Consider the following 21,404-nt stretch of genomic DNA (forward strand, 5'->3'; position numbering starts at 1 on the left):
CTATTATGAAACGAAATATCTTTTTGCTAACGCTAATCCTGTGCACCATGTTCTTTCAAAAGGGCAATGCACAAACCACTGAAAAAGCACTCTTTGAAGAAGCTTTTGTCCACGGCTACCCGATCGAGATCAGCTGGGACAAAACAACGCTGCTCGTATTTCCTACAGCAGTGGAAAGTGCAGACCGGGGCACCAAACACATCCTTGCCCAAAAGGATAAGAAAGCTTCCAACATACTTAAACTCAAAGCGGGCATGCGCGAGTTTACGGCCAGTAATTTAAACGTGATTACCGCAGACGGGCAACTGTATCATTTTAAGGTGAGCTACTGCGAAGACCCCTCGGAACTTACCATTGATATGGGCAAACAATTGGCAAGAGAAAAAGAAATGGCGCTCTTTAAAGATCTTAGCCTTAACCCGGATCAGGTCAATGCCTATGCCCAAAAGATAGCCCCCTTGAAACCTTTTTTACGAAAAAAAGAAAGGGACTACCACATGAAGCTGCACTTGCAGGGTGTCTACATTGTCGAGGATATTTTGTTTTTCCAGTTTGGTCTTTCCAATACCTCTCGTATTGACTACCGTATTGATCAGCTTCGCTACACGGTAAAAGACCGAAAGCTGGCCAAGCGTACAGCGGAACGCCAAGAGGAAAAAATGCCTTTGCTCAACTGGTTTGAATCGGGTGAGGGTGTGAGCGGGCAGCACTCCAATACATTGGTAGTTGCCTTTGAGCAATTCACCATTGCCGATAAAAAGGAATTTGTCGTGCAAATTCTCGAAAAGAGCGGAGACCGTCACCTGACCCTGCGCATAAAGGGAAAAGACATTTTAAAGGCACGTCCGTGGCTGAATACTAATATTAAAAGATAAACATTATGAATACTGAAAATTTAGAAAACTTAGAAAAACAACTGATGTATGCCGGTTTTGGACAGGATTTAAACACTGCCCTCGAACGTCAGATCAGTCAGGGGGTAGAGGAGTTTCAGCTTACCAAGGATATGGAAATCACAACTCATTCGCTGGATTTTAAGCTGTATTTCCGAAAGTCCGATGACAACGATACCTATTATTTCAATAAGTACGATGTGAAGATGGAAGATGCCAACGGAAAACAAAAGGAGCATACCTTTTACAAAAACCAGAACATCTCCGCCAAAGAAGCATTCAACCTCTTGCAGGGACGGGCTGTAAACAAAAACCTGTTTGACAAAGAGGGCAAGATGTACAACGCATGGCTGGAACTAGATTTTAAAAATACCGATGACAACGGACGGTATACCTTAAACTCCTACCACGAAAAATATGGCTACGACATGGAAAAGGCACTCGCGAAACTCCCATTGGCGGAGCTTAAAAATACCGAGCAGCGCGATAAATTGATCTACTCTCTTAAAAAAGGAAATTTGCATACCGTAAGGGTAGTGGATGGCGATGAAAACCAGAAGTTGTTTTTACAGGCCAACCCTAAATACAAAGGCTTTGGGTTGTATAATGATACGATGCAGCGTTTGGGCAAAGAAGACATTGCCCGGCTCAAAGGTTTGAAAGAAAAAGAAGTCCCTGATGTGACACAAGACCAGAAACAAGCCAAGCAAGAGGCACAGGACAAAAAGGAAAGCAGCGGCCAGCGTAAAGGGCAAAAAGCAACTGAAAAGAAAGAGCCGTCAGGAAAAAGGCAAACGGCAGCCCAAAAGAATGCCGCGAAGCCCCGTGGACAAACCCCTCAAAAAAGAACAAGGGGAAAAGGAGCTAAAGTGTAAATGATTTTAGCTCTTTCTAAAAGTAAGCCACTTCTGTTTTACAATGGAAGTGGCTTTTTGCTTTATAGATTTCCGCTTTGGTTGTTATGAAAAATGATTAAAACGCAATAAGGTCGGGGTAATTTTTAGATTCTGCTCCTTTTAAAGCAAGTCTATCAAATTCACTTCTTCCCAAATCAGGTTTTCCTTTCGGTCGTTTCCCCGTCCAAGGCCGGAGCCGGGCTATACGCTTTTACTCCTCACCACCGATGGCGGCTGCGGGGTAACCGCTGCTATCCCTAACGCAAGGCCAAGCCTGTCCTATTTAAAATCTCCATTGAACCTTTGTTGTTAAAATGCCGACCTGTTTGACCCCATAAAATGCCAATCCTTGAAGAGGTTTAGTTTTTTAAAAGAACGGCATAAAAGCGCAGCTAAGATAGTGGCTGCTTTCCTCAACCTTTGTAAAGGGAGTCCAAAAGGGACGTCATAAACACATGCCCTGCGCGCCTCCCATCCTTTAAGCCGTTTCCTTTTGTCCCAATCCCAGCCCCTCCTTTATCGCTTTCTTTTTTGCCGTTTTTTCTTTTAAAAAAACAGTGTTTTTGATGAGTGAGGCTTTGTAGCTAAAGGAAACTAGGGCAATCGGTAAGAAGTGTAAACATTTAAAACTTAAAAATTATGGGACACAACATCCATTTTAATGAAAACACTGGAAAGCACAGTTTTTTTAGTGTACAACAAAAAGCATGGCACGGGTTGGGGCAAATCGTCAGCGATTACCCAACCAGTGAACAGGCCATGCGCTTTGCAGGCTTGGACTATGAAGTCATTAAACAACCGCTCTTTACTGTGGGCAGCGAAGCACCCGAAGACGATATAAGTATTCCTGAACTTGTAGTACCAGACCACTATGCCACCGTGCGTACCGATAATCACGAAGTATTGGGCGTAGTGGGCGAAAGCTACCAAGTAGTGCAGAACCGTGAGGCGTTCAGCTTCTTTGACACCATAGTTGACGGGGAAGGAATCCTGTACGAAACAGCAGGGGCGTTGGGCAAGGGCGAACGTATCTTTATTACCGCCAAACTGCCCGGCTATATCCGTGTGGGCGATGATGATTTGGTAGAGAAATACATCTTTCTGACCACCTCCCACGATGGAATGGGCAGCATAACCGCAGCCTTTACCCCCGTGCGCATCGTCTGCAACAATACCCTTAATGCAGCACTGAAAAACCATACCAATTGCGTTAAGATCAGGCACACCGCCAGTGCATCCGAACGGCTCAAGCAAGCCCATAAACTTATGGGCATCTCCAATGCTTTGGCCGATGAACTCGAAGGCCTGTTCAACAACTGGACTTCTGTGCGCATTACCGACAAGGAGGTAAAACGCTTGATACAAATGGCTTTGGCACCCAATCGGGAAACCCTCGCACACCTGCAAAAAGGTGAGGAAGAAGAACTCTCTACCTGTTTTAACAACATGGTAAACGCAGCTTTTACCTATGCCATGTCCAATGAAACCCAACAACTGGCCACTACCAAAGGCACTTTGTTTGGGGCGTACAATACCGTTACAGGCTATTTTCAGAACGTGCGCAGCTTCAAAGATCAGGAAGCCAAGTACACCTCAATTATGAGTGGTACGGGCAAACTACGGGCGCAGTCCGCTTTTTCTATCTGCAACGAGTTTGCCCATAGCGGTAAGCAAGCCCTTTTTCTCAATTAATCAAAAAGGGGGCGGGATTTAACCGCCCCCTATATAAACCACTATTAAAAAAACACATTATGAAACCCCTTCAAGAACTGGATAACGTAACACGCGCTCACCTTTTACACCAATTGTTCCCTAGTCAAATGCCACGCTTTTTGGAGTTTGCCGAAGACTTGGGGATTACCACCTTAGAGCGAAAAGAGCAATTGGCAAAAACATGGGACAACTCCTTTATATCCCTTGAGCTGTGGATAGGGTTTGCCCGTCATACCGCCCACACCATACAGCGGTATGGCAAGAAACTGCACAAATCCCCACGGTTGTTTGCAGACCAGCTTTTTGATGGGCTGAACGCTTGCTTTATGAGCCATTGCCTGTACCAGTTTACCCATGTCAGGGAAAGCACAGACCCCAAGTTTAAACAGGCCGTGCAACTGCTTTTTGTCTATCAGTCCAGTGAAGAAAAAGGGAAATAAATAAAACAATGGGCAGGACAGTCCCAAGCTGGCTGCCCTGTTTTCAAAAACGGTACGGATTACCATAAAAATATACGATTATGAGAACAGCAACATACTTTCAGAACCATTGGGATAGCCTGAACAGGGAACTCGAAGCATGTATAAACCATACCGCACAAGCCCTTTTGGGCGGTGCGAACAGTATAGAAAGGGACGTAGCCCATTACGGGGTATGTTTGGGCGCTCACGAGCCAATCCTCAACGGCCATCCACTATTGGAATCTCTACAGGTTACCACAGATGGTCTTTTTATACAACTCGAACTGATCGAGGAGTATGCAGCCTTCGGAGAAATTACAACCCTTTCCATGCCCGACAAGATTGTACTGCTCAGCGTACTCCAAAGCGAACTGCCCGAACCTCGATATACCTAAAATTAAGGCCTTTGAAAACGGATTCTTTTTGGCCTAAAAGGCGTGAATAAAATAGGGTGTACAGCCGATCGCCAAGAGCTCAACTATATAATTATTTCACCCACCTTGGGTATGCAGGGTGAATAATTTCTAGGAACAACCTTGACTTTTACCCCTTGGTAAAGGTCAAGGAATGAAGAAAGCAGGAAGGGTTAAACCGAAGGATGTCGTAGAAATTATGAGCAAAAACAACTGCGATATTTCACTTAATGAAGCCGCAAACATACTGGATTTCATGCGGAAATTCGCTATTTTAGCTATAGATCAAGCTTTGAAAAAATGAAGATAGCAGACCTTTACATACGTGTAAGTACAGACGAACAAGCAGAAAAAGGGTACTCCCAAAGAAATCAGGAAGAAATGCTGTTGAAGTATTGCGGCATTCACAATATTCAGGTGCGCAACCTGATCTTTGAAGACCATTCGGCCAAAACCTTTGAACGCCCTGAGTGGAAAAAACTGCTGATTAACTTGCGCACGGCAAAGGCCAAACACAGCAAGGCAAACCTTATACTGTTTACCAAGTGGGACCGTTTCAGCCGTAATGCGGGAGATGCCTATCAAATGATTGGAGTTTTGCGCAAGCTTGGTGTAGAACCACAGGCCATCGAGCAGCCCCTTGACCTTGCCATACCCGAAAATAAAATGATGTTGGCCTTCTATTTGGCAGCCCCAGAAGTGGAGAACGACAGGCGTGCCCTCAACACATACTTTGGCATGCGCAGGGCAAGAAAGGAAGGCCGCTATATGGGCGTAGCACCAGTAGGGTATAAAAATACCCGTGACAAAGTAGGCAACAAAATCATTGCCTTTGACCAGCCACAGGCGTCCGTGCTGATATGGGCTTTTGAAGAGCTGGCAAAAGACAGGTTTGCAGCAGATGAAATACGAAAGATGGCCAATCAAAAAGGGCTCAGATGCAGCAAGTCCAACTTTTGGACAGTAATCCGCAACCCTGTTTATTGTGGTAAAATTAAAGTAGAGCAGTACAAAGACGAAGAAGCCCACCTTGTGGAAGGACAGCACGAAGCCTTGATTTCCGAACAATTGTTTTATACGGTACAGCAAGTATTGAATGATAGAAAAAAGAAATTGCGCACAGGAGCAAAAATCACCTCCGATGAAATGCTGCCTTTAAGGGGGTTTTTAAAATGCCCCAAGTGTGACCGCATGTTAACGGGCAGTGCTTCCCGCAGCAGGTTAAAGCGCTATTACTATTACTATCATTGTATATCCTCCTGTGGCATCCGCTACAAGGCGGCAGAGGCCAACGCCCTGTTTGAAAAAGAACTGGGGAAATTCAGGCTGAAGGATGGAATGGAAGAGGTGTATCGAAAGCTGGTCAAAGAAGTATATCTGGACGCTACCTCAAACCATCGGGAATCAAAGAAAAAGGCCATTGGGGAAATAGAAAGGCTAAATCAAAAGCTCACCAAGACACGTAACCTGCTTATTGCAGATGTCATTGACAGTGATGATTTTCAGGCGGTCAAAACAGACTGTCAGGAAAAAATAAGAAGGCTTGAAGCCACAGTAATAGCCTCAAATGAGCAAAGGCCAAACATTAATGCCACATTGGACAAAGCTTTGAGCAGCCTTTCCAACTTGGATATGCTCTACACCAATGCCCCTGTCAAAGAGAAACGTATCATAATAGGTTCAATATGGCCTGAAAACTTGACCTATGATGGAAAGTGCTATCGAACCCACAGGGTGAACACCGTTGCTTCTTATATATATACTGTAAATCAAGAGGTTATAAAAAAGAAAAGCCGTGCAAAATCAAGTTTTGCACGGCAGTTCGGTGTAGTAGCGGGAACAGGACTCGAACCTGTGACCTTTGGGTTATGAGCTTTAACATTATCGGTTTCATCTGGTTCAAAAAGGCTAATATGAGTAAATAATGGCCATTTAAGTCTCAGATTGAACCGAATAATTCGAGTAAAAACAGCAAATGTTTTTACTATGTTTTTACAAAAATCGAATCGCATTTCGTATCTTAGGGTATTGAAAATCACTTCAAATGGCATCAACTAAGCTTGTTCTCTGGAAATATAGACAAAAGAAAGATGGCACTTGTTCTCTGGCAATTCGTATAACCAAAGACAGAAAGACTCAGTACATCCATACTGGATACTTCATTCATGAGAAAGACTGGAACCCAGAACTTTCCAATGTCCGAAAGTCATACCCTAACTCGGCTCGTCTGAACAACCTGCTCTTAAAGAGATTAAGTGAAGTGAATGACAGCATGCTTGAATCCGAGACACTAAACAAGGATGTTTCAAGCCGGGAGGTTAAGAAAAAAATTAAGAAGAAAAGTCGAACGAATTCATTCTTCAAATTTGCTGCAGATCGGATCGAAGGTAAGTTTCTAAGTGGTGTTTTCTCGGTTGCCAAATCTGAAAGATCATTGCTTTGTAATATTGAAGAGTTTACAAATCTCAAAAAATCTCAATCTCTAGAGACAGCAAAAGCGGAAATCCTTCAGCGCAAACGAGAAAGAATATCTAAAGGCCGACAGCCAGGCTATTCATTCCTGGAAGAAGTCAAACTCATAGGCAAGAAACAGAACTTGTTTTTTGAAGACATTAATGAGGCATTTCTCAACCAATTTAAAATTTTCTGTGCTTCTCATTTGGGAATGAAAACCCGCTCCATCACCAATCACCTTATGTTCATCAGAACTTTGTTCAATGATGCCATATCGGAAGGCATTGTTGAGGCCAAATATTATCCATTTGCTGGAGACAAGGAAAAAATACGTTTAGGAACAAGTCAGAAGATTGGGCTTACCAAAGAAGAGGTAAGAAGAATTGAGGCTTTGAACTTAGAACCAGAAACGCAGATATGGCATACTAGAAACGTATGGTTGTTTGCATATTATTTTGCAGGTATTCGAGTCTCAGACGTTGTAAAACTCAAGTGGTCTGATATTAAAAGTGGGCGCTTATACTATGTAATGGATAAGAATGAAAAGCCGGTTTCCTTAAAAGTACCAGACAAAGCGAAGGCCATTCTCGAATGCTACAAGGATAGAAAGAATAAGAAGACAATATTTGTATTCCCTCACATGGATAAGGCAAATTTGAAAGACGAATTTGACGTTTTTGTTAAAGTCAGAAACGCAACTTCCCTACTCAACGATTACCTAAAACAAATTGCTTCAATGTGCGACATAGATAAAAATCTATCCAACCATATTGCTCGACACACTTTCGGGAATATAGCAGGTGACAATGTACATCCTCTTATGCTGCAAAAACTCTACCGCCATACGGAGTTGAAGACTACCATAGGTTACCAGGCAAACTTCATCACCAAACCTGCAGACGATGCTCTAGAGAGTGTTATTGGATAAATTGGAGCATGGTTGAAGTGATAATTTCATGTATAGCTTGTAAAATATATCTCTATTCTTGAGCTTTAATATCATCATTACACAATAGAACATGCAGGTTATTTGCCTAGAAGAGCAAGCATTTTACGAATTGATTGAGCAAGTTGTGGAGCGACTAAGTGAAAAACTTAATGTTCCAACTGATCGATGGATAGATGGTGAAGAAGCGATGAGCTTACTCAAAATCAAGTCTACTACCCTCCAGACATATAGAGATGAGGGGAAAATCAGATACTCCCAGCCATCCAAGAAAGTCATTCTCTATGATCGACTATCTATTGAAGAATTTATCGAGAATAACGCCAAAGAAACGTTTTGAAAAAGGAAGCCCCAAATAAAGTATCAGAACTCTACAAGAAGGCTTATAACCATGCCGACATGATCTGCAACTATATGCCTCATTTACTCGATGGAATGCACACTCCAAAAGAAGGCTCTTCTGAATATACACGCGGTTGGAACGACAGAGTCAGGGAGTACGAAAAGGAAAGAAGCCTGCTGAGAGATATGCCAATCCCTCCCAAAAAGGAGATTACCAAAAGCCCAAATAAAAACCTGGATATTGACCCGGATCTCCACTAAACACCCCCAACCTAATGAGTCTATTCCGCAGAGAGAGCAAGATCAATTCCGCACCTGGTGAAAACCGTATAGAGGCCCTACTCGACCAAGAACTTATAAAAATGCCCGGTACAAACACCAAAATATCCTGGGGTGATTGTGTAGAGGGGATTTTGATAATGGGATCGACTGGTTCCGGGAAGTCGAGTGGCCCTGGAAAACATATTGCCATGGCCATGCTAAGGCAAGGGTTTGGATTTTGTATTCTATGCGCGAAAAATGATGAACGAAAGCGCTGGGAGGAATACGCCCAAAAAGCTGGCCGAACTGATGATTTGGTCATCATGAACAAAAGCACAGGTCTAAAGTTCAATTTGCTCGAATATGAGATGAATAGAGAAGGCGAAGGAGCTGGTGATGTCCTAAACATCGTCAATGCCCTGATGAACCTGAATGAGCAAAATAAGGTGCATTTATCGGCTGCTAGTGGAAGTGAGGATCGTTTTTGGGACAACGCACTCAGGCGATTGATAGCCAGAATTGCTTCATTTCTTAAGCTTGGCGGTGAAACTCTGAGCATTCTTAAAATGCGTATCATTCTATCAGAGTCTTTTAATTCTGAAGATGTAAAACTTTATAATCATTTAGTAAACATTTCCCTCACCAAAGAAAAGATTGAAGCCACAGAAAGAAAGGAAGCCATTGACCAACTCGAAGCATGGAGAAAAAGGAGTTTGTTTTTGAGGCTCTTTGAAAAAATCAAAACAACCAACTTCGATACAGAAGAACAGCAATCCGAAGCACATATGGTTATTGATTTCTGGATTAAGGAGTTTGCCAACTTATCTGAACGCCCACGCAGTATAGTACTGGAATCCCTAATGGGTGTAATAGAGCCATTTCTAAATCCAGGCATTTTAAAGAGTCAATTCTCGGAAGGCGTCAGCGAAGAACTTGTTCCTTCAAATATTATCAAGAACAAAAAAATCGTGATCATCGATTTCCCGATCAAGGAATTTGGCATATCGGCCATATATGCATCAACGCTTTATAAGACAGCCTTTCAAGCTGCTCTTGAGCGAAGGGATATCACAACAGAAGATGACTTAAAGCCCATATCACTCTGGATAGACGAGTATCAGAATTTCTGCAATCCTACCAACGACACCCTATTCCAACTTACAGCAAGAAGTTCATGGGTATCTTCGATATTCATAACTCAGAATTTGAACAACATTTATTTTGTAATGGGTGACAAACAACCCGAGGCACGCACAAAAAGCCTTTTGGGAAATCTCAACTTAAAAATATTTGCTTCAAACTCTGATTCAGATACTAATCAATGGGCTTCTGATATGATTGGACAACATCTCTCAGTGCTCGAAAATTTAACAGTGAGTCCGGAAGGCAAAAAGACCAAAGCCTTTAATCAACAGCTCATGCCAAGGATACTTCCTGATCACTTTACAACTCTAAGAACTGGAGGGCTAGCAAATAAGCTGAAAGTAGATGCTGTGGTTTTCAAACCCGGGAAAAGTTGGATTTACGATGATAAGGTGCAGAACTATGGCATTGTTGAGTTTGATCAAAGTGACTGATTTGGGACAAATTACAGGTCAAAACACTAAATCAAGACGAAGTCACAGGTTTTTCCTATCTTTGCAGTCGCTTTCTGCGATGGCACTTGACTTGTTCTGGAAACTGTGATTTTTTAAACTTTAGTGAGGTAGCATGGAAAAAATAGAGAATAAATTCAATTCGGAAACACATTCATATCAAGACGACCTCTTCTATCAAGAAGGGATTATGGAGTATATTGAAGACCTGTGCTGGAAGAATGAGCCAAAAACATGTCCATCTGAGTTCAGTAAAAAAATAGAAGATATTCTAACCAAATTCCCTTATCAACAAACCCATCTGGATAAAGCCTTGGAGTATGAAATTAATCATGGTAAAGGCTCCTATAGAAGCTATGTGGAAAAAGGCTTAGAATCATTGGATTTCCATTCCCTAGCCGATGAACTATTCGGCCCCGAACGTTAATGTGGGTATTTTGACCAAATCGTAAAGAACTCAATCAACTTTTCTTTTTCAATTTTCAACTCTATAGAAACGGCTGAAAAATCGATTTTCTCATTCATATATTCAGCCCAATCGAACAATTGAACGGCAGCCAAAAATGGCCTAGCAGCATTTTTGGCTTTGTTGATGCATTCCCCGACATTGCGTATAGTCGTATTCAAAACATCTGCAATTTCCTTATAGCTCTGGCCTTTCAATCTCAGCATCAAAACAGTATATCTCTTTTCAGTTAGCACATCCTTCAGGCCAGGATGCAGATATAGAGGGGAATTGATCCCCTCCTCATTTGAAGAAGCTAAATAATATTGCTTCCTCAGTGGGGTAAATCTCAAATCCCTTCTTTTCAGTTTCCTTGCACCATACCTAACCCCATTAAACAAATACCCCTTCACTCTATCTTCATTACTTTTTGATGCATCATCATGAGGTGCCGAAAGAGGGATAGCTTCAACCAATAATATCTCTGAAAGCTTTAAAACAGCATCCATGTATAAATCATTACCATCTTGAGTATCATACCCATACCTAAAAGCAATATTCATCAGTAGCGCTCTGAATTTCTTATCCGAGGGCTTTTTCATACGCATAATATCTTTGAGGATCTCAATCTGGCGATCGAGATCTCCTTGGCTTCCGTATGGCTTTGAATCGATGGACATAATGAAATATCTAAAAGTAACTATTTTGTTCTTAATAACAAACAAAATGTTTTTTATGTGAATATTTCTTTCACTTAAAACAAATTATGACCACATTCTGAAATTTAGTAACTTCCATTATGGAACCAGACATGAATTTGACAGAGTACATAAATTGCTTAGAATTGGAATTGAGCAAAGCATACCCTAGAAAAAAGCAAGCGGATATCGCAACTTCTCTAGGTTTTGGGCTTACTACATACCACAAGATTTTTGGCAAAAAGCAGGTTTCCTCAAGTACACTTGATGACATTGCCAAAAAAATATCCTTTGTTACTTATGAACAATTTATAGCTCGAAGACCCCTCCTTTTAGCCTTTGAAGAACATCTTCTTGATGAAAGTAATTCTTGGAAATCTTACTGTTTCAATAAGCGCAGAAGAATGTATGAATCAAACTGGACCTTTAAAAAAAGGAAAAGGAGGTGTGATGAAAAGAATGAAAACTGCGAGGAATATATTGAAGTAACTAGAGAGACAATTGATTACCATTATAAGGGAGAGATGGTTATTAATCCTGATCTTACTATCTCCATTTCCATTCGAACCAACCCTGATTTCCGCGTAAACTATTTCACCAAACTGCCTGAAGTCAAGCACTCCGATTTTTTCGACAATTTGAATTTCCTAATTCTTGAAGCGTCCGCGGTTAGAAGGAAAGAAACCTTTACCACAATGGAACTGCTTGTGCGATCCGATAAAGCGATAAAACCTAGGGTTATAGAATATGAGAATATCCATCCAATAAGCAATGAAAAAGGCATTCCACAAAACCAATCCTATTTGGCCTTTAACTATTTGACGAGGAATGTATCAAAATCCAGAAGGAACATAGATAACTACGACATCAATATTCAAAACGAATTGGGTGGTTTTTTAAATTACACTCATCAAATTTTTATATCCTGTCCAATTGGTTTCATCACCAAACGTGAACAGTTTGATCAACTAAAATTCACAATTGATCAAATCATCGAAGTGCTTATTTCCAACTTTAGATTTACTCGTGATAACATCTTTTGCGAAATCGCCAAGTATAAAACCTTTGATGACATTCGCGTAGATGATCGATTTGTTTTCTTCGAAACAAGGAAATTCATAAAAGCAACACATTTCATATCTGTTCTTCCAGAAGCCTTACTCAATCATAATTCTGGGGCTTACATGGAAATCTATTTTAGAATACTGAAGAAAATGCCTGCCATTGTATTCGTTGAGAATAGAAAAATCCTACCGTCATTGTTGCAAGGGTTACTTGACAACCCAGATAGGCCAATAAATTTTGCCGTTAAAGATATCGAACTGAAAGAAATCCCATCATATATGAAATCGGCAACACAATACTTGTTCTCATTTTCTCTTTAGTAAAAAGTTTAGTTGACCAACTAATAAAATAGTCACATCTGGATATAGTAGTGAATGCCGACCAGGAGGTCGGTGCTTCAATTCTAAATACTATATCTATGAAAACGCTGAAATCATTCCTCAAGAACATTCTCGGCTTTCTGGGCCAGTTCTTCTCTGCAAGAGAAAGAGCCATCAAGAAAGAGTACAGATTAATGCTCCTGAAATTCAAGGAGACTTCCGAAAAGGCCTTTGAATCAGGCCTTAGGGGTATTCACGACACCATTGAATTTCAAGAGATTGTCAAGAGTGTCGCCAACGCAACAAAGAAGAAACTGGAAAGCTTCTTCCCTAAGATCACCATTTTCAATGCAAGACTTGATGAAATCGTTAAAGAGCAGCAGGTCAGTTTGGATGAAATGAGAGAGCAGGAGAAAAGAAGAATTATGCCGACTGTTTATGCAAGCATTTTTAAGGTTCTCGCTAGCATAATTCCAGCCCAAGATCGACTGAACGTAGTCAGGACTAAAATCACTCTCCTGAGAGCGAAAGCACGAGTTTCTAATGGAGCTCTTAGAAGAATGATTGTAGATACGCCAAAAGCAATTTTTGTTTCACTAGTCATTATAAACATTCTGGAGGTAATTTTTTCGACTGCAACATTCGAATCAATGGGCTACTGGCAGATTACCGGAGCATTGATTGCCTTTGGCCTATCTTTAATGTTGGGATATTCAGCCTTGATGACTGCAAAGTCCTATCATGAGTTTGAGACAAGAAAGGCTATCGCATGGTTGAGCATTGGCAGCTTCATAGTTTCAATTCTCAACATTGCCCGTATTCGTGAAGGGTTAGATATTTTCCCAGGACTAATCCTTATTGCACTGTTTGCTACGAGTATCATGCTCATGTTAGCCTACCTCAAGAACAAAGAGCATTTTGACATTGTAGATGAACTCCTTAAAACCGAACGAGAAGAAGCACAACTTGAAACATTCATATTTGGGCAAAAAAACTTGGTTATACAGCTTCACTTAGAAGGAGTGGCTCAAATTGAAGAAGCCGTCCAAGGCCGTGTAACTCAAAACAAACAAGACTATTCGACTTATTACCTGGCCTTAGAAGCAGAGCAGGCTAGATTGGATACGGCTTTAGATTTTGTTGATACCTTAAAAGACAGTGCCTTAGCCTATGTTGCCCAACTCCATTCAGAAGGACTGTCCTCCACCACATTTCGTGATGATATGTTCAATGACTCTGAGCCAGCGAGCGAGGCCAAGAATTTTTGGCGAAATGCCGCAATGACATTGATCACGATTATCGCTTTTTCGTCACTATCAAGTTGTAGCATAATCTCAGATGATAATAATAATAATAATAATAATAATGATGATGATCACATCTCAATTTTTATCAACACCGATGAGACCGAATCAATTCCTGAGGGGCAGACAACCGCAAAAAGCGTTTACGATTTTATCGTTAACGAGAAACTTAACCTTGATGAGGAACCAATAATCAGCTCTCGTGTGGATGTTCACCTAAGCCACATCAGTGATAGCTCATTGCCTACAATAGTAACCGTATCCTTGAGCAAAGGCAGTCATCGTTTATTAACCAACGGACCGAGCCGAAAAAAGGAAATAGAATCGTTCAAGTTGAAATTGATGGAAGCCATTGAACAAAACTTCGAGGCTAAACCCACCAAAAGCAGAACCATCATCTACAGGAACATTTTGAACCAGTTTGAAATGCTCAGGCAAGTTAAAGGTCATAAATCCATGATCCTTATCACGGATTTCATGGAGGAAGGTAGTATCACCTTTACGGCTTATGAGGAAGCTCCTCAACGACTGAGAAATGAAGCTGAGAAAATCAGGGAATTGTTTGAAAAGCAAAGCAGTCCATTAGGAGACTTAACAGGTATAGATATTTACATGGTCTATACAACTCATGGGAACGGTGAGGATCTGTTATACTATTCTCGCATGTTCTTTTATGACTGGTTCAAGGATGCAGGAGCTAGTACCTCATTAAGGCCAAACTTTTGAGAGATGAGAACCGAACAAACTCATTTCGAAGATAAATCTCGTGGCAGGTGTTATGGAGACAAGGCACTTTACATGGGATTTAAGCAGTCTAGCCTGATCAGGGATTTGTGTATTGGGAAGAGAGAAGCACCTTATCAGGTTGCTTCTCTCTGGATCAACTTTAACAGAGCCATATTCACTTATAGTGGTTACATTGTCACCAGGTTCAACTTTGGTTCACAGAAATTTGGCCTCATTTTCTTTTGCTTCATTCTACTCATGCAGTTATGTATTGGAAGTGGAGCCATCCCGATCATTCTGAAACCACTTGTTCCATATAGCTTTGCCCTGCTGCCCATCTGGTATGACCATAGTGAGCTTTTTGACATTTTCATTGGACGTACAAGGTCGTATGCATTGCTGTCTTATTCGGCACTCACCTTGCTCTTCGGAGCCATCCATTTGGTGAGGCTGTGGTTTGTAAAGGACATTGACTTGAACAGCTCTGGAGAAAGCTTTCTATACATAACACTTGAAAAGACCAAACTTAAGGTGAGTGAGTCCTCTGTAGCCTACATAGAGGCCCTACTCTTTCTTGTCATTGGTGTGCTTAGTTGGAGATATTGGAATGATCCCTATTTCGGCTTTTTTATGATCATGGTGGGCATTTGCTCTTGGTCATCAGAATTCGACAAAAATTCGGATATCGATCACCAAAAGTCGATTTCATCTATATGAATAAAATTATGTGAATAGGATTTTATTCTTGAATCATAACGCAGTTTCAGATAAAGCTACTAGTTGAAAATACGATAAAAGTGTCTCAAATGACTTCGGTTTTATCACCTGAATTCCAACTAAAATTTAAAGACCACCCATGCTTCGCATTACTACATTCATGGCAGAGGCCATTTTTCTATATCTAGGTTCTGATCTAACCAAAGACAATGACTATTTCATAACCAAAGATATCAAGGTTCTATTTGAGGGAGAGACTTCAAAACTGCTGAATCTCCATAGTACGCAAGTTACCAAGGAACTGTTTAGAAAAATCGCTTATAACATTGACCCCAGAGTACCAGGAGATATTACTCTCACCGCCAGAAATGTCGCCAATCGAAAAAGTGCTTTTGACTTTTGCTTTTCAGCGAGCAAGTCTGTCTCAGTCATGCATTTTGCAACTCAGGAGCCCGCAATCCTAAAGGCGCATCAGCTTGCTGTTCGAAAGGCAATACGTTTTGTCGAAGAGAACACGATTACGCAAGCCAATTCTCAGAGGAATCGTGGCTATGAACACACCGGCAATATCATGCTCATGGTATTTGATCATTTTACTTCGAGACCTGTGGAAGTGGAATTAGAGGGTAGAAAATTTATCCCGGATTGCCAAATACACAGCCATGCAATTGTGCCCAATATCACCTGGAATCCACATAAAAACAGGTTTCAAGCTTTGGAAATGGGGAAAATACACGAGATAGCCCCATATGTGGAAGAGGTGTATCATTCACACCTGAGTAAAGAATTGGTCAAGGCTGGCTATGCTCTTCGGAGGACAAAAGACCGTTATGAAATCGAGGGAGTATCCAGAGAAATTATTGATCGCTTTTCAAACCGAACAGCGCAGATTGAAAAAATCGCAAAAGAACAAAATATCACTGACCCGGTTGAAAAAGCCAAATTGGGCGCTTATTCAAGAGCCTCAAAGGCCAAAGCTGAAAAAGACCTCGATCTAGATAAAATCTGGTTGGACAGGCTTTCAAAGGAAGAGTTAGAAAAGCTTCGATCACTTAAAGGTAAGTCACAAAAGCCCAACAGGACAATTACTGCGAAGGAGGCAGTAGACCTATCCCTTTCCCACCATCTCCAACGCAATTCGACAGCAAAGGAAAAAATGGTACTCGCCCATGCCCTAAAATTAGGTTATGGACAATTGCTCCCCGAGGATGTCTCTGCAGAACTGAACAGTAGGGAAAATATTCTCAAAAATGATGTCGATATGGTGTCCCATATAACGACCAAGGAATTGGTTTTTGAAGAAAACCGGATGATCAGTCTGGCCTCGGAGGGCAAGGGGAAATTCAAACCCTTGAATCCAAACTATGTTCCTGATGTGGATTACCTCAATGACCAGCAATTGGCGGCCATCCATCAAATCCTCCATTCTAGGAGTCAAACGAATATTTTACGCGGATATGCTGGGGTCGGTAAAACCAGCCTTCTTGTTCAGGTCAAACAAGCCGTTGAACAGACAGGCATGTCTTTCTTTGGGGTAGCTACGAGCGCACAAGCTTCGCGTGGGGTAATGCGTCAAAAAGGTTTCGATGCAGATACGGTGGCAGCACTGCTTAACAATCCTCAATTGCAGAAAGAAAAACTGACCAATGGCTGCCTCCTGGTGGATGAGGCAGGGACTCTGGGTGTGAAGAATATGGCAGAAATTCTGGCTCTGGCTAAAAAATATAATGCGCGACTGATATTAAGTGGTGACACTCGACAGCATGGTCCTCCTGGTCAATATGGAGACTCTTTAAGGATTCTTGAATCCAAAGCGAAAATAGAAACTGCCACGGTACAAAAAATAGTCCGTCAGAAACAAACTGATCTTAAAAAAGCAGTTGAGAGGCTCAGTACAGGTAAGACAGATCAGGCCTACCGCATTCTTGATAAAATGGGGGCCATTCAACAAATCCCTGATCGTGACAAACGCCTGGCAACAATTGCTGAGGACTATACTAGGTCAATCAAAGCGAAAAGGAGCGCAATGATCATCAGTCCAACCAATGCTGAAGGAGACGCTATAGCACAGGTCGTACGAGCGCGCCTGAGACAGGAAAAAATTTTACAGGGTAAGGAAAGGCTTTTTGAAACTCTCAAAAGCCTTTCACTTACAGAAGCGCAGAAAAAAGATGCCGTCAACTATGATTTGGGGCATCTGGTACGCTTCTCAAAAAACCAGATAGGGGGGCTAAAAGCCGGAAGTCATTATGAGGTCAAAACCATAGACAAGAACGGAAATATCATGATTAGGGAGCCCAAGTCGGACAAAATGTTCCGCTTGCCGGTAGAGACTCCAGAGTATTTTGAGCTCTATGAAAAACGTCAGACGGCTTTGAGTAAAGGCGACATAATCCGGTTGACCAACAACCTGAAGACCATCGAGAAAACAAAGGTCAATAATGGTTCGAATTATCAGGTAAAAGGATTTACCCGAACCGGGGATATCAAGCTGAGCAATGGGAATACCTTATCCAAAGACGCCATGCATTTTAAGCAGGGCTATGTAGAAACCTCACATAGCAGCCAGGGCAAGGACTGTCAGGACATATATATCGAAATGTCTGATAAATCGATAGCTGCCGTTAATCAGCAGCAATTCTATGTGTCCGTTTCAAGGGGTATTCATTCAGCCAGAATATACACACACGATAAGGAAGAAATGAAACGTGCGGCAATGCGCAGTGCGGATCGTATGACGGCCAAGGAAGTGGCTAAAGGACATCAGGAAAGGCTGATGAGAGAAAAACAGATATCGCATTATCAGGATTTAAACCAGAGACAGCAAGACAATGGAAGAACCCAGAGAAAACAACCGACCATTGAGCTCGGCCTTCAGGCAGGGTCATACGGATCAGGAATCGACAGAAGCTGATTTCCTAATTGGAGAGGAACACGAATACTATGCTGTACATGCTAAGGAAAGTTCGCCTAAGAGACTAAAGCTGTATTTGCGCACCTCCGAACGTATCAGCCTTCCCTACTCCCTTCTACCTATCATTATGTTGGTAGACGGCTCAAAGCTATACATTAAAGCGCATGAGTTGCTGGTAACGATCCAAGGAAGAAATCTAGACCCCTTGGAAGAAGCCCTATCATTGGAACACGTCAAGTGGATTAAAGAAAGCCCTTCTGGAACAGATACCTTAGATGCCGAAACCTTTGTTGAGAGCATTACGGTTGAAGGCAAAGCAATAGAAAAATATGTTGAACCATAAACCCAAAAACCTTGAAAAAGAAAGATCAAAATGGGCTTTCCAATCAAAAGCCCGTTAAGGATGAATTCTCATCCAGCACGAAAAAAGAGTACAGTTCTAAACATAAGGAAAAAGCAGTTGAAGATCCGGATTTATCTCATCATGCGCTTATCGAAAAGCTTGATACTTACAGCAAAACCAACATTGAAGAGAATGTAGACGACTATTTTGCATTTCAGAGGATGAAAGACAAATACATGGATGAAATAAAGCAAAAGGATGCAGACAGGATAAAAGGCGCAGTTCATTACGCTCAAGGACAAAGAGCAGGACTACCGCAGGCCGACTATGACACCCTTAAGCAGGGTCATGAACTTCAGGACCAAAACCTTCGAAATAATGTGGTGCGTGAAGCTGGCGAATACTACAAGAAAAATAACAACTTGAATAAAATTTATAATCAGGAAAGTCAGAAGACAAATGAACCTGATCAATCAAAAGATAAAGGATTGGACATTGAGAAGTAGCCGATTTTGAATAACGATAATGCTCGCGGTTCATCCGATTTTCTGAAGGTGATATGAACGTTTCTCTTTTTGGCGTTCCCCTTCGGGTCGGGCTATCGCAGCTACATGGTAGCCTTCTCTATCCCTAACGCTAGATATCCATCAATGAGGAAATTATTCTAATCGTTAAGTGCTTTATAGATTCACTATCGAATTCCATTTCTTTCCGAATAGGCAAAGCTAGCCCCGCCCAAGTAAACACCAAGAGACTACGGCATAAAGCCAACGCTCAAAAAAGGCCATGCATGTTTATTCCGTTTCCTCTTGGCTTATTTCTTGGGCTTAGCAATTGACGGCCTAAGGAAAGATAATGGGGAGGTGTGAAATACTTAGGACGTCAGTGATCCAAGACAGTTTTGCGATAAACTTTTATTTTTGATAAAAAGCTTGGCTTATGTGTTATTCAATGTCTGCAAATATGTCCCATCAGGAATGGTCGGACATTCAGGAAATCTATCGAACGCTTTCCGGAAACGAGTTTCAGGAAATGTTGGAGAGCGGAACGAGAGCCTTCTATTTCCTCGATGCCTATGGCGATTGGCATCCTGAATTGCCGGTCATCGCTCAAAGCCGACCTGGTGAAGTCCAGATGATGCGGTGGGGATTGATCCCTCCTTTTGCAAAATACATTGAGAAAAACGGCAGAAAGCTTCATCCCTATGATTTCGGGAACTATTACTCCAAGACGGCTAATGCCATGGCAGAGGGATTGGCTGAGAAAACAACATGGAAGAGGCTCTACAAGAAAAACCGTTGCCTGATCCTTGCCTCAGGCTTTTACGAGTTTTATCATCTCTCAGGAAAGAAGGTTACCTATCCCCACTACATCACACTGAAAGACTATCCCGTATTTGCCTTTGCAGGCTTACATGACACCTGGACCGATCCTGAGACTGGAGAAGTAGTAGATACCTGCACAATCATTACCACACGGCCCAATCCCATGATGAAGGTCATTCATAACAACCCGGATGCACATAGCGGCCCAAGAATGCCTGTAATGCTAACGCCTGAGGAATGGTCAAACTGGCTGGATGGTGAAATGAACTATAAAGATGTCCTGAAATTTTGTGAGCCATTCCCTATGGATGGGATGAATGCAATTACTGTTAGACAAGGCCTCAAAAGTCGTAAAGTGAATTCTAATATCCCGGAAGTTCAGGAGCAGATTGCTTATGAGGAGCTTGGTACAAATTGGGCCCAATACCCCGGCACTGAAACTCAGGGCACTCTTTTTTAGGCACTGGCTGTATTTGTAGTATTTTTAGTAAACTAAATATATTAGCTAACATCTAATTTATTTAGCTTTGTCCAATGAAGTTTCAGGAAGGCAAATTCTTAGCCAAGCTCAGATCACCGGATAATATCGATGAGAAGGAATTCTTTCTGAAGATCACTTTCGATGCTGGAAAGCATTACGTTTATGTCGATGATGGAGGAAAGAAAGAAATAGATGAAAGCGTACGAGATTGGCTTTTGAATGACGTTCACCTCATCAGACCACTCCATGAGACACATCGCCCTGAGTTTCGAAAGGTGCAGTTCGTTGTTAGAGCCGAAAGCGAATTTGGAACTCATCACGAGTGGACAACAACCAGTTGGGAGAGGCTTGAACAGATATTAAAGAAGTTCCCAGGGCTCTTGAAAGCTTACGTTAATGACTCCAAACGCAGATCATGGCTTCTAGAGTTTGTACGAAATGCCAGGGAATTGAGAAACCAGAATATTTTTGGCAAGAAAGCTTCAAAATAGTCCCTCCTCTATTTCATGCCACTATATTTTTAAAAGCACCGATAATCCCTTTGATAATCTCTGGATCGGCACTCTTCGTCCTTCCACTCTTCCAGGCCTTCACCACATGTGGTTTGACATCAACCCCCGCTTCTTTGACCAAGTCTTCGGCCTTCACTCCAGTCCGCAGCTCTTCCCTTTTCAGCATGTCCAGAAACTCAATTGTAATTGGTTCATAGCCGTATGATGGTGGCTTATAAATAGCTATTGGTTCGGTTTTCCTAAATTCTGAGCTTTTAGGCTTCGCCTCTTTTATCTTCTTATCTGGTGTGTCCTGCCATAACTCTAAAGCCAGCCTGATATGGTCTTCTCTGGCAGTGTCAGCCTTCCCGTTCTGTCCAGTAATGCGGTAAATAATGCCGGAGGTCAGTCCAAGCTTACGGGCTTCTTTATGACCCTTCAAAATCCTTTGCGGCCCTATTCCCGTGCGCTTGATCTCGGAAAGGATATGGTCTCTAACAGCCTGCTTTATCTGTATATATTCGGGCATTTCTCATCCATAATGGATAATTCGTATTACCAGGAAGTATAGCAGGATAACCCCAAATATTTCAAACCAACA

Annotated in this window: 22 protein-coding genes; 20 read left to right on the forward strand and 2 right to left on the reverse strand. The window is 41.8% G+C overall.

The window, feature by feature from the left end:
* Positions 1–5: 5 nt before the first annotated feature.
* The 12 genes from traN to AWW67_RS17825 all read left to right on the forward strand — a co-directional run bounded on the left by traN (position 6) and on the right by AWW67_RS17825 (position 10,401).
* Positions 6–875: a conjugative transposon protein TraN gene (gene traN / locus AWW67_RS17775; RefSeq protein ID WP_082794096.1), complete on the forward strand. Its 870-nt coding sequence runs from the start codon at positions 6–8 to the stop codon at positions 873–875.
* A gap of 5 nt (positions 876–880) precedes the next feature.
* Positions 881–1,768, forward strand: a complete 888-nt coding sequence (locus AWW67_RS17780) for a hypothetical protein (RefSeq protein ID WP_062303463.1) — start codon at positions 881–883, stop codon at positions 1,766–1,768.
* 660 nt (positions 1,769–2,428) lie between these two features.
* Positions 2,429–3,481, forward strand: coding sequence for a DUF932 domain-containing protein (locus tag AWW67_RS17785; RefSeq protein WP_062303465.1), 1,053 nt, complete (start codon positions 2,429–2,431; stop codon positions 3,479–3,481).
* A gap of 59 nt (positions 3,482–3,540) precedes the next feature.
* A complete protein-coding gene (locus AWW67_RS18925; RefSeq protein ID WP_141655500.1) occupies positions 3,541–3,942 on the forward strand; it encodes a hypothetical protein in 402 nt (133 codons plus the stop codon).
* A gap of 80 nt (positions 3,943–4,022) precedes the next feature.
* Positions 4,023–4,358 (forward strand): hypothetical protein, encoded by a 336-nt coding sequence (locus AWW67_RS17795; protein WP_062303468.1) that lies wholly within the window; start codon positions 4,023–4,025, stop codon positions 4,356–4,358.
* 172 nt (positions 4,359–4,530) lie between these two features.
* Positions 4,531–4,680: a hypothetical protein gene (locus tag AWW67_RS19120; protein WP_176700077.1), complete on the forward strand. Its 150-nt coding sequence runs from the start codon at positions 4,531–4,533 to the stop codon at positions 4,678–4,680.
* The gene (locus tag AWW67_RS17800) at positions 4,677–6,248 is read left to right on the forward strand and encodes a recombinase family protein (RefSeq protein ID WP_062303470.1); all 1,572 of its coding nucleotides are present in this window, start codon (positions 4,677–4,679) and stop codon (positions 6,246–6,248) included. Before AWW67_RS19120 ends, AWW67_RS17800 begins: the two co-directional genes overlap by 4 nt.
* 172 nt (positions 6,249–6,420) lie before the next feature.
* The gene (locus AWW67_RS17805; protein WP_062303472.1) at positions 6,421–7,758 is read left to right on the forward strand and encodes a phage integrase SAM-like domain-containing protein; all 1,338 of its coding nucleotides are present in this window, start codon (positions 6,421–6,423) and stop codon (positions 7,756–7,758) included.
* Between the two features lie 91 nt (positions 7,759–7,849).
* Positions 7,850–8,116 carry a helix-turn-helix domain-containing protein gene (locus AWW67_RS17810; RefSeq protein WP_062303473.1) on the forward strand — a complete coding sequence of 89 codons (267 nt, stop codon included), beginning with the start codon at positions 7,850–7,852 and terminating at the stop codon, positions 8,114–8,116.
* Positions 8,113–8,379 carry a hypothetical protein gene (locus AWW67_RS17815; protein ID WP_062303475.1) on the forward strand — a complete coding sequence of 89 codons (267 nt, stop codon included), beginning with the start codon at positions 8,113–8,115 and terminating at the stop codon, positions 8,377–8,379. The genes AWW67_RS17810 and AWW67_RS17815 overlap by 4 nt, the downstream gene beginning before the upstream one ends.
* Positions 8,380–8,393: 14 nt before the next feature.
* Entirely contained in the window at positions 8,394–9,956 is a 1,563-nt protein-coding gene (locus AWW67_RS17820; RefSeq protein ID WP_062303476.1) for a type IV secretory system conjugative DNA transfer family protein, read from the forward strand.
* A 133-nt stretch (positions 9,957–10,089) separates the two neighbouring features.
* Positions 10,090–10,401, forward strand: coding sequence for a hypothetical protein (locus AWW67_RS17825; RefSeq protein ID WP_062303478.1), 312 nt, complete (start codon positions 10,090–10,092; stop codon positions 10,399–10,401).
* Here AWW67_RS17825 and AWW67_RS17830 read toward each other — a convergent pair.
* Positions 10,398–11,099: a sigma-70 RNA polymerase sigma factor region 4 domain-containing protein gene (locus AWW67_RS17830; protein ID WP_062303480.1), complete on the reverse strand. Its 702-nt coding sequence runs from the start codon at positions 11,097–11,099 to the stop codon at positions 10,398–10,400. The genes AWW67_RS17825 and AWW67_RS17830 overlap by 4 nt on opposite strands.
* Before the next feature lie 119 nt (positions 11,100–11,218).
* Here AWW67_RS17830 and AWW67_RS17835 point away from each other — a divergent pair, with 119 nt between their 5' ends.
* From AWW67_RS17835 to AWW67_RS17870, 8 genes are all read left to right on the forward strand, one after another.
* Positions 11,219–12,502, forward strand: a complete 1,284-nt coding sequence (locus tag AWW67_RS17835) for a hypothetical protein (RefSeq protein ID WP_062303482.1) — start codon at positions 11,219–11,221, stop codon at positions 12,500–12,502.
* A 98-nt stretch (positions 12,503–12,600) separates the two neighbouring features.
* The gene (locus tag AWW67_RS17840; RefSeq protein ID WP_062303484.1) at positions 12,601–14,532 is read left to right on the forward strand and encodes a DUF2231 domain-containing protein; all 1,932 of its coding nucleotides are present in this window, start codon (positions 12,601–12,603) and stop codon (positions 14,530–14,532) included.
* 3 nt (positions 14,533–14,535) lie between these two features.
* Positions 14,536–15,249 carry a hypothetical protein gene (locus AWW67_RS17845; RefSeq protein WP_062303486.1) on the forward strand — a complete coding sequence of 238 codons (714 nt, stop codon included), beginning with the start codon at positions 14,536–14,538 and terminating at the stop codon, positions 15,247–15,249.
* 139 nt (positions 15,250–15,388) lie between these two features.
* Complete coding sequence (gene mobF, locus AWW67_RS17850) at positions 15,389–18,163, forward strand: MobF family relaxase (RefSeq protein ID WP_082794097.1); 2,775 nt, start codon at positions 15,389–15,391, stop codon at positions 18,161–18,163.
* On the forward strand, positions 18,081–18,506 hold the full coding sequence (locus AWW67_RS18930; protein WP_141655501.1) for a hypothetical protein: 426 nt from the start codon (positions 18,081–18,083) through the stop codon (positions 18,504–18,506). Before mobF ends, AWW67_RS18930 begins: the two co-directional genes overlap by 83 nt.
* Before the next feature lie 11 nt (positions 18,507–18,517).
* Positions 18,518–19,012 (forward strand): hypothetical protein, encoded by a 495-nt coding sequence (locus tag AWW67_RS17860; RefSeq protein ID WP_062303491.1) that lies wholly within the window; start codon positions 18,518–18,520, stop codon positions 19,010–19,012.
* A 457-nt stretch (positions 19,013–19,469) separates the two neighbouring features.
* Complete coding sequence (locus AWW67_RS17865) at positions 19,470–20,291, forward strand: SOS response-associated peptidase (RefSeq protein WP_176700078.1); 822 nt, start codon at positions 19,470–19,472, stop codon at positions 20,289–20,291.
* A gap of 74 nt (positions 20,292–20,365) precedes the next feature.
* Positions 20,366–20,803 (forward strand): hypothetical protein, encoded by a 438-nt coding sequence (locus AWW67_RS17870; RefSeq protein ID WP_062303494.1) that lies wholly within the window; start codon positions 20,366–20,368, stop codon positions 20,801–20,803.
* Positions 20,804–20,816: 13 nt separating this feature from the next.
* On the opposite strand, the gene AWW67_RS17875 is transcribed toward AWW67_RS17870, so the two are convergent.
* Complete coding sequence (locus AWW67_RS17875; RefSeq protein ID WP_062303496.1) at positions 20,817–21,332, reverse strand: hypothetical protein; 516 nt, start codon at positions 21,330–21,332, stop codon at positions 20,817–20,819.
* Positions 21,333–21,404: the final 72 nt, after the last annotated feature.

It is taken from the genome of Roseivirga seohaensis, assembly GCF_001592945.1.
In the GTDB taxonomy this organism is placed as follows: domain Bacteria; phylum Bacteroidota; class Bacteroidia; order Cytophagales; family Cyclobacteriaceae; genus Roseivirga; species Roseivirga seohaensis.

Bases quoted from the DNA above. Each gene is read 5' to 3' on its own strand.
- traN (WP_082794096.1), top strand. From the start codon at position 6: ATGAAACGAAATATCTTTTTGCTAACGCTAATCCTGTGCACCATGTTC.
- AWW67_RS17780 (WP_062303463.1), top strand. From the start codon at position 881: ATGAATACTGAAAATTTAGAAAACTTAGAAAAACAACTGATGTATGCC.
- AWW67_RS17785 (WP_062303465.1), top strand. From the start codon at position 2,429: ATGGGACACAACATCCATTTTAATGAAAACACTGGAAAGCACAGTTTT.
- AWW67_RS18925 (WP_141655500.1), top strand. From the start codon at position 3,541: ATGAAACCCCTTCAAGAACTGGATAACGTAACACGCGCTCACCTTTTA.
- AWW67_RS17795 (WP_062303468.1), top strand. From the start codon at position 4,023: ATGAGAACAGCAACATACTTTCAGAACCATTGGGATAGCCTGAACAGG.
- AWW67_RS19120 (WP_176700077.1), top strand. From the start codon at position 4,531: ATGAAGAAAGCAGGAAGGGTTAAACCGAAGGATGTCGTAGAAATTATG.
- AWW67_RS17800 (WP_062303470.1), top strand. From the start codon at position 4,677: ATGAAGATAGCAGACCTTTACATACGTGTAAGTACAGACGAACAAGCA.
- AWW67_RS17805 (WP_062303472.1), top strand. From the start codon at position 6,421: ATGGCATCAACTAAGCTTGTTCTCTGGAAATATAGACAAAAGAAAGAT.
- AWW67_RS17810 (WP_062303473.1), top strand. From the start codon at position 7,850: ATGCAGGTTATTTGCCTAGAAGAGCAAGCATTTTACGAATTGATTGAG.
- AWW67_RS17820 (WP_062303476.1), top strand. From the start codon at position 8,394: ATGAGTCTATTCCGCAGAGAGAGCAAGATCAATTCCGCACCTGGTGAA.
- AWW67_RS17825 (WP_062303478.1), top strand. From the start codon at position 10,090: ATGGAAAAAATAGAGAATAAATTCAATTCGGAAACACATTCATATCAA.
- AWW67_RS17830 (WP_062303480.1), bottom strand. From the start codon at position 11,099: ATGTCCATCGATTCAAAGCCATACGGAAGCCAAGGAGATCTCGATCGC.
- AWW67_RS17835 (WP_062303482.1), top strand. From the start codon at position 11,219: ATGGAACCAGACATGAATTTGACAGAGTACATAAATTGCTTAGAATTG.
- AWW67_RS17840 (WP_062303484.1), top strand. From the start codon at position 12,601: ATGAAAACGCTGAAATCATTCCTCAAGAACATTCTCGGCTTTCTGGGC.
- AWW67_RS17845 (WP_062303486.1), top strand. From the start codon at position 14,536: ATGAGAACCGAACAAACTCATTTCGAAGATAAATCTCGTGGCAGGTGT.
- mobF (WP_082794097.1), top strand. From the start codon at position 15,389: ATGCTTCGCATTACTACATTCATGGCAGAGGCCATTTTTCTATATCTA.
- AWW67_RS18930 (WP_141655501.1), top strand. From the start codon at position 18,081: ATGGAAGAACCCAGAGAAAACAACCGACCATTGAGCTCGGCCTTCAGG.
- AWW67_RS17865 (WP_176700078.1), top strand. From the start codon at position 19,470: ATGTCCCATCAGGAATGGTCGGACATTCAGGAAATCTATCGAACGCTT.
- AWW67_RS17870 (WP_062303494.1), top strand. From the start codon at position 20,366: ATGAAGTTTCAGGAAGGCAAATTCTTAGCCAAGCTCAGATCACCGGAT.
- AWW67_RS17875 (WP_062303496.1), bottom strand. From the start codon at position 21,332: ATGCCCGAATATATACAGATAAAGCAGGCTGTTAGAGACCATATCCTT.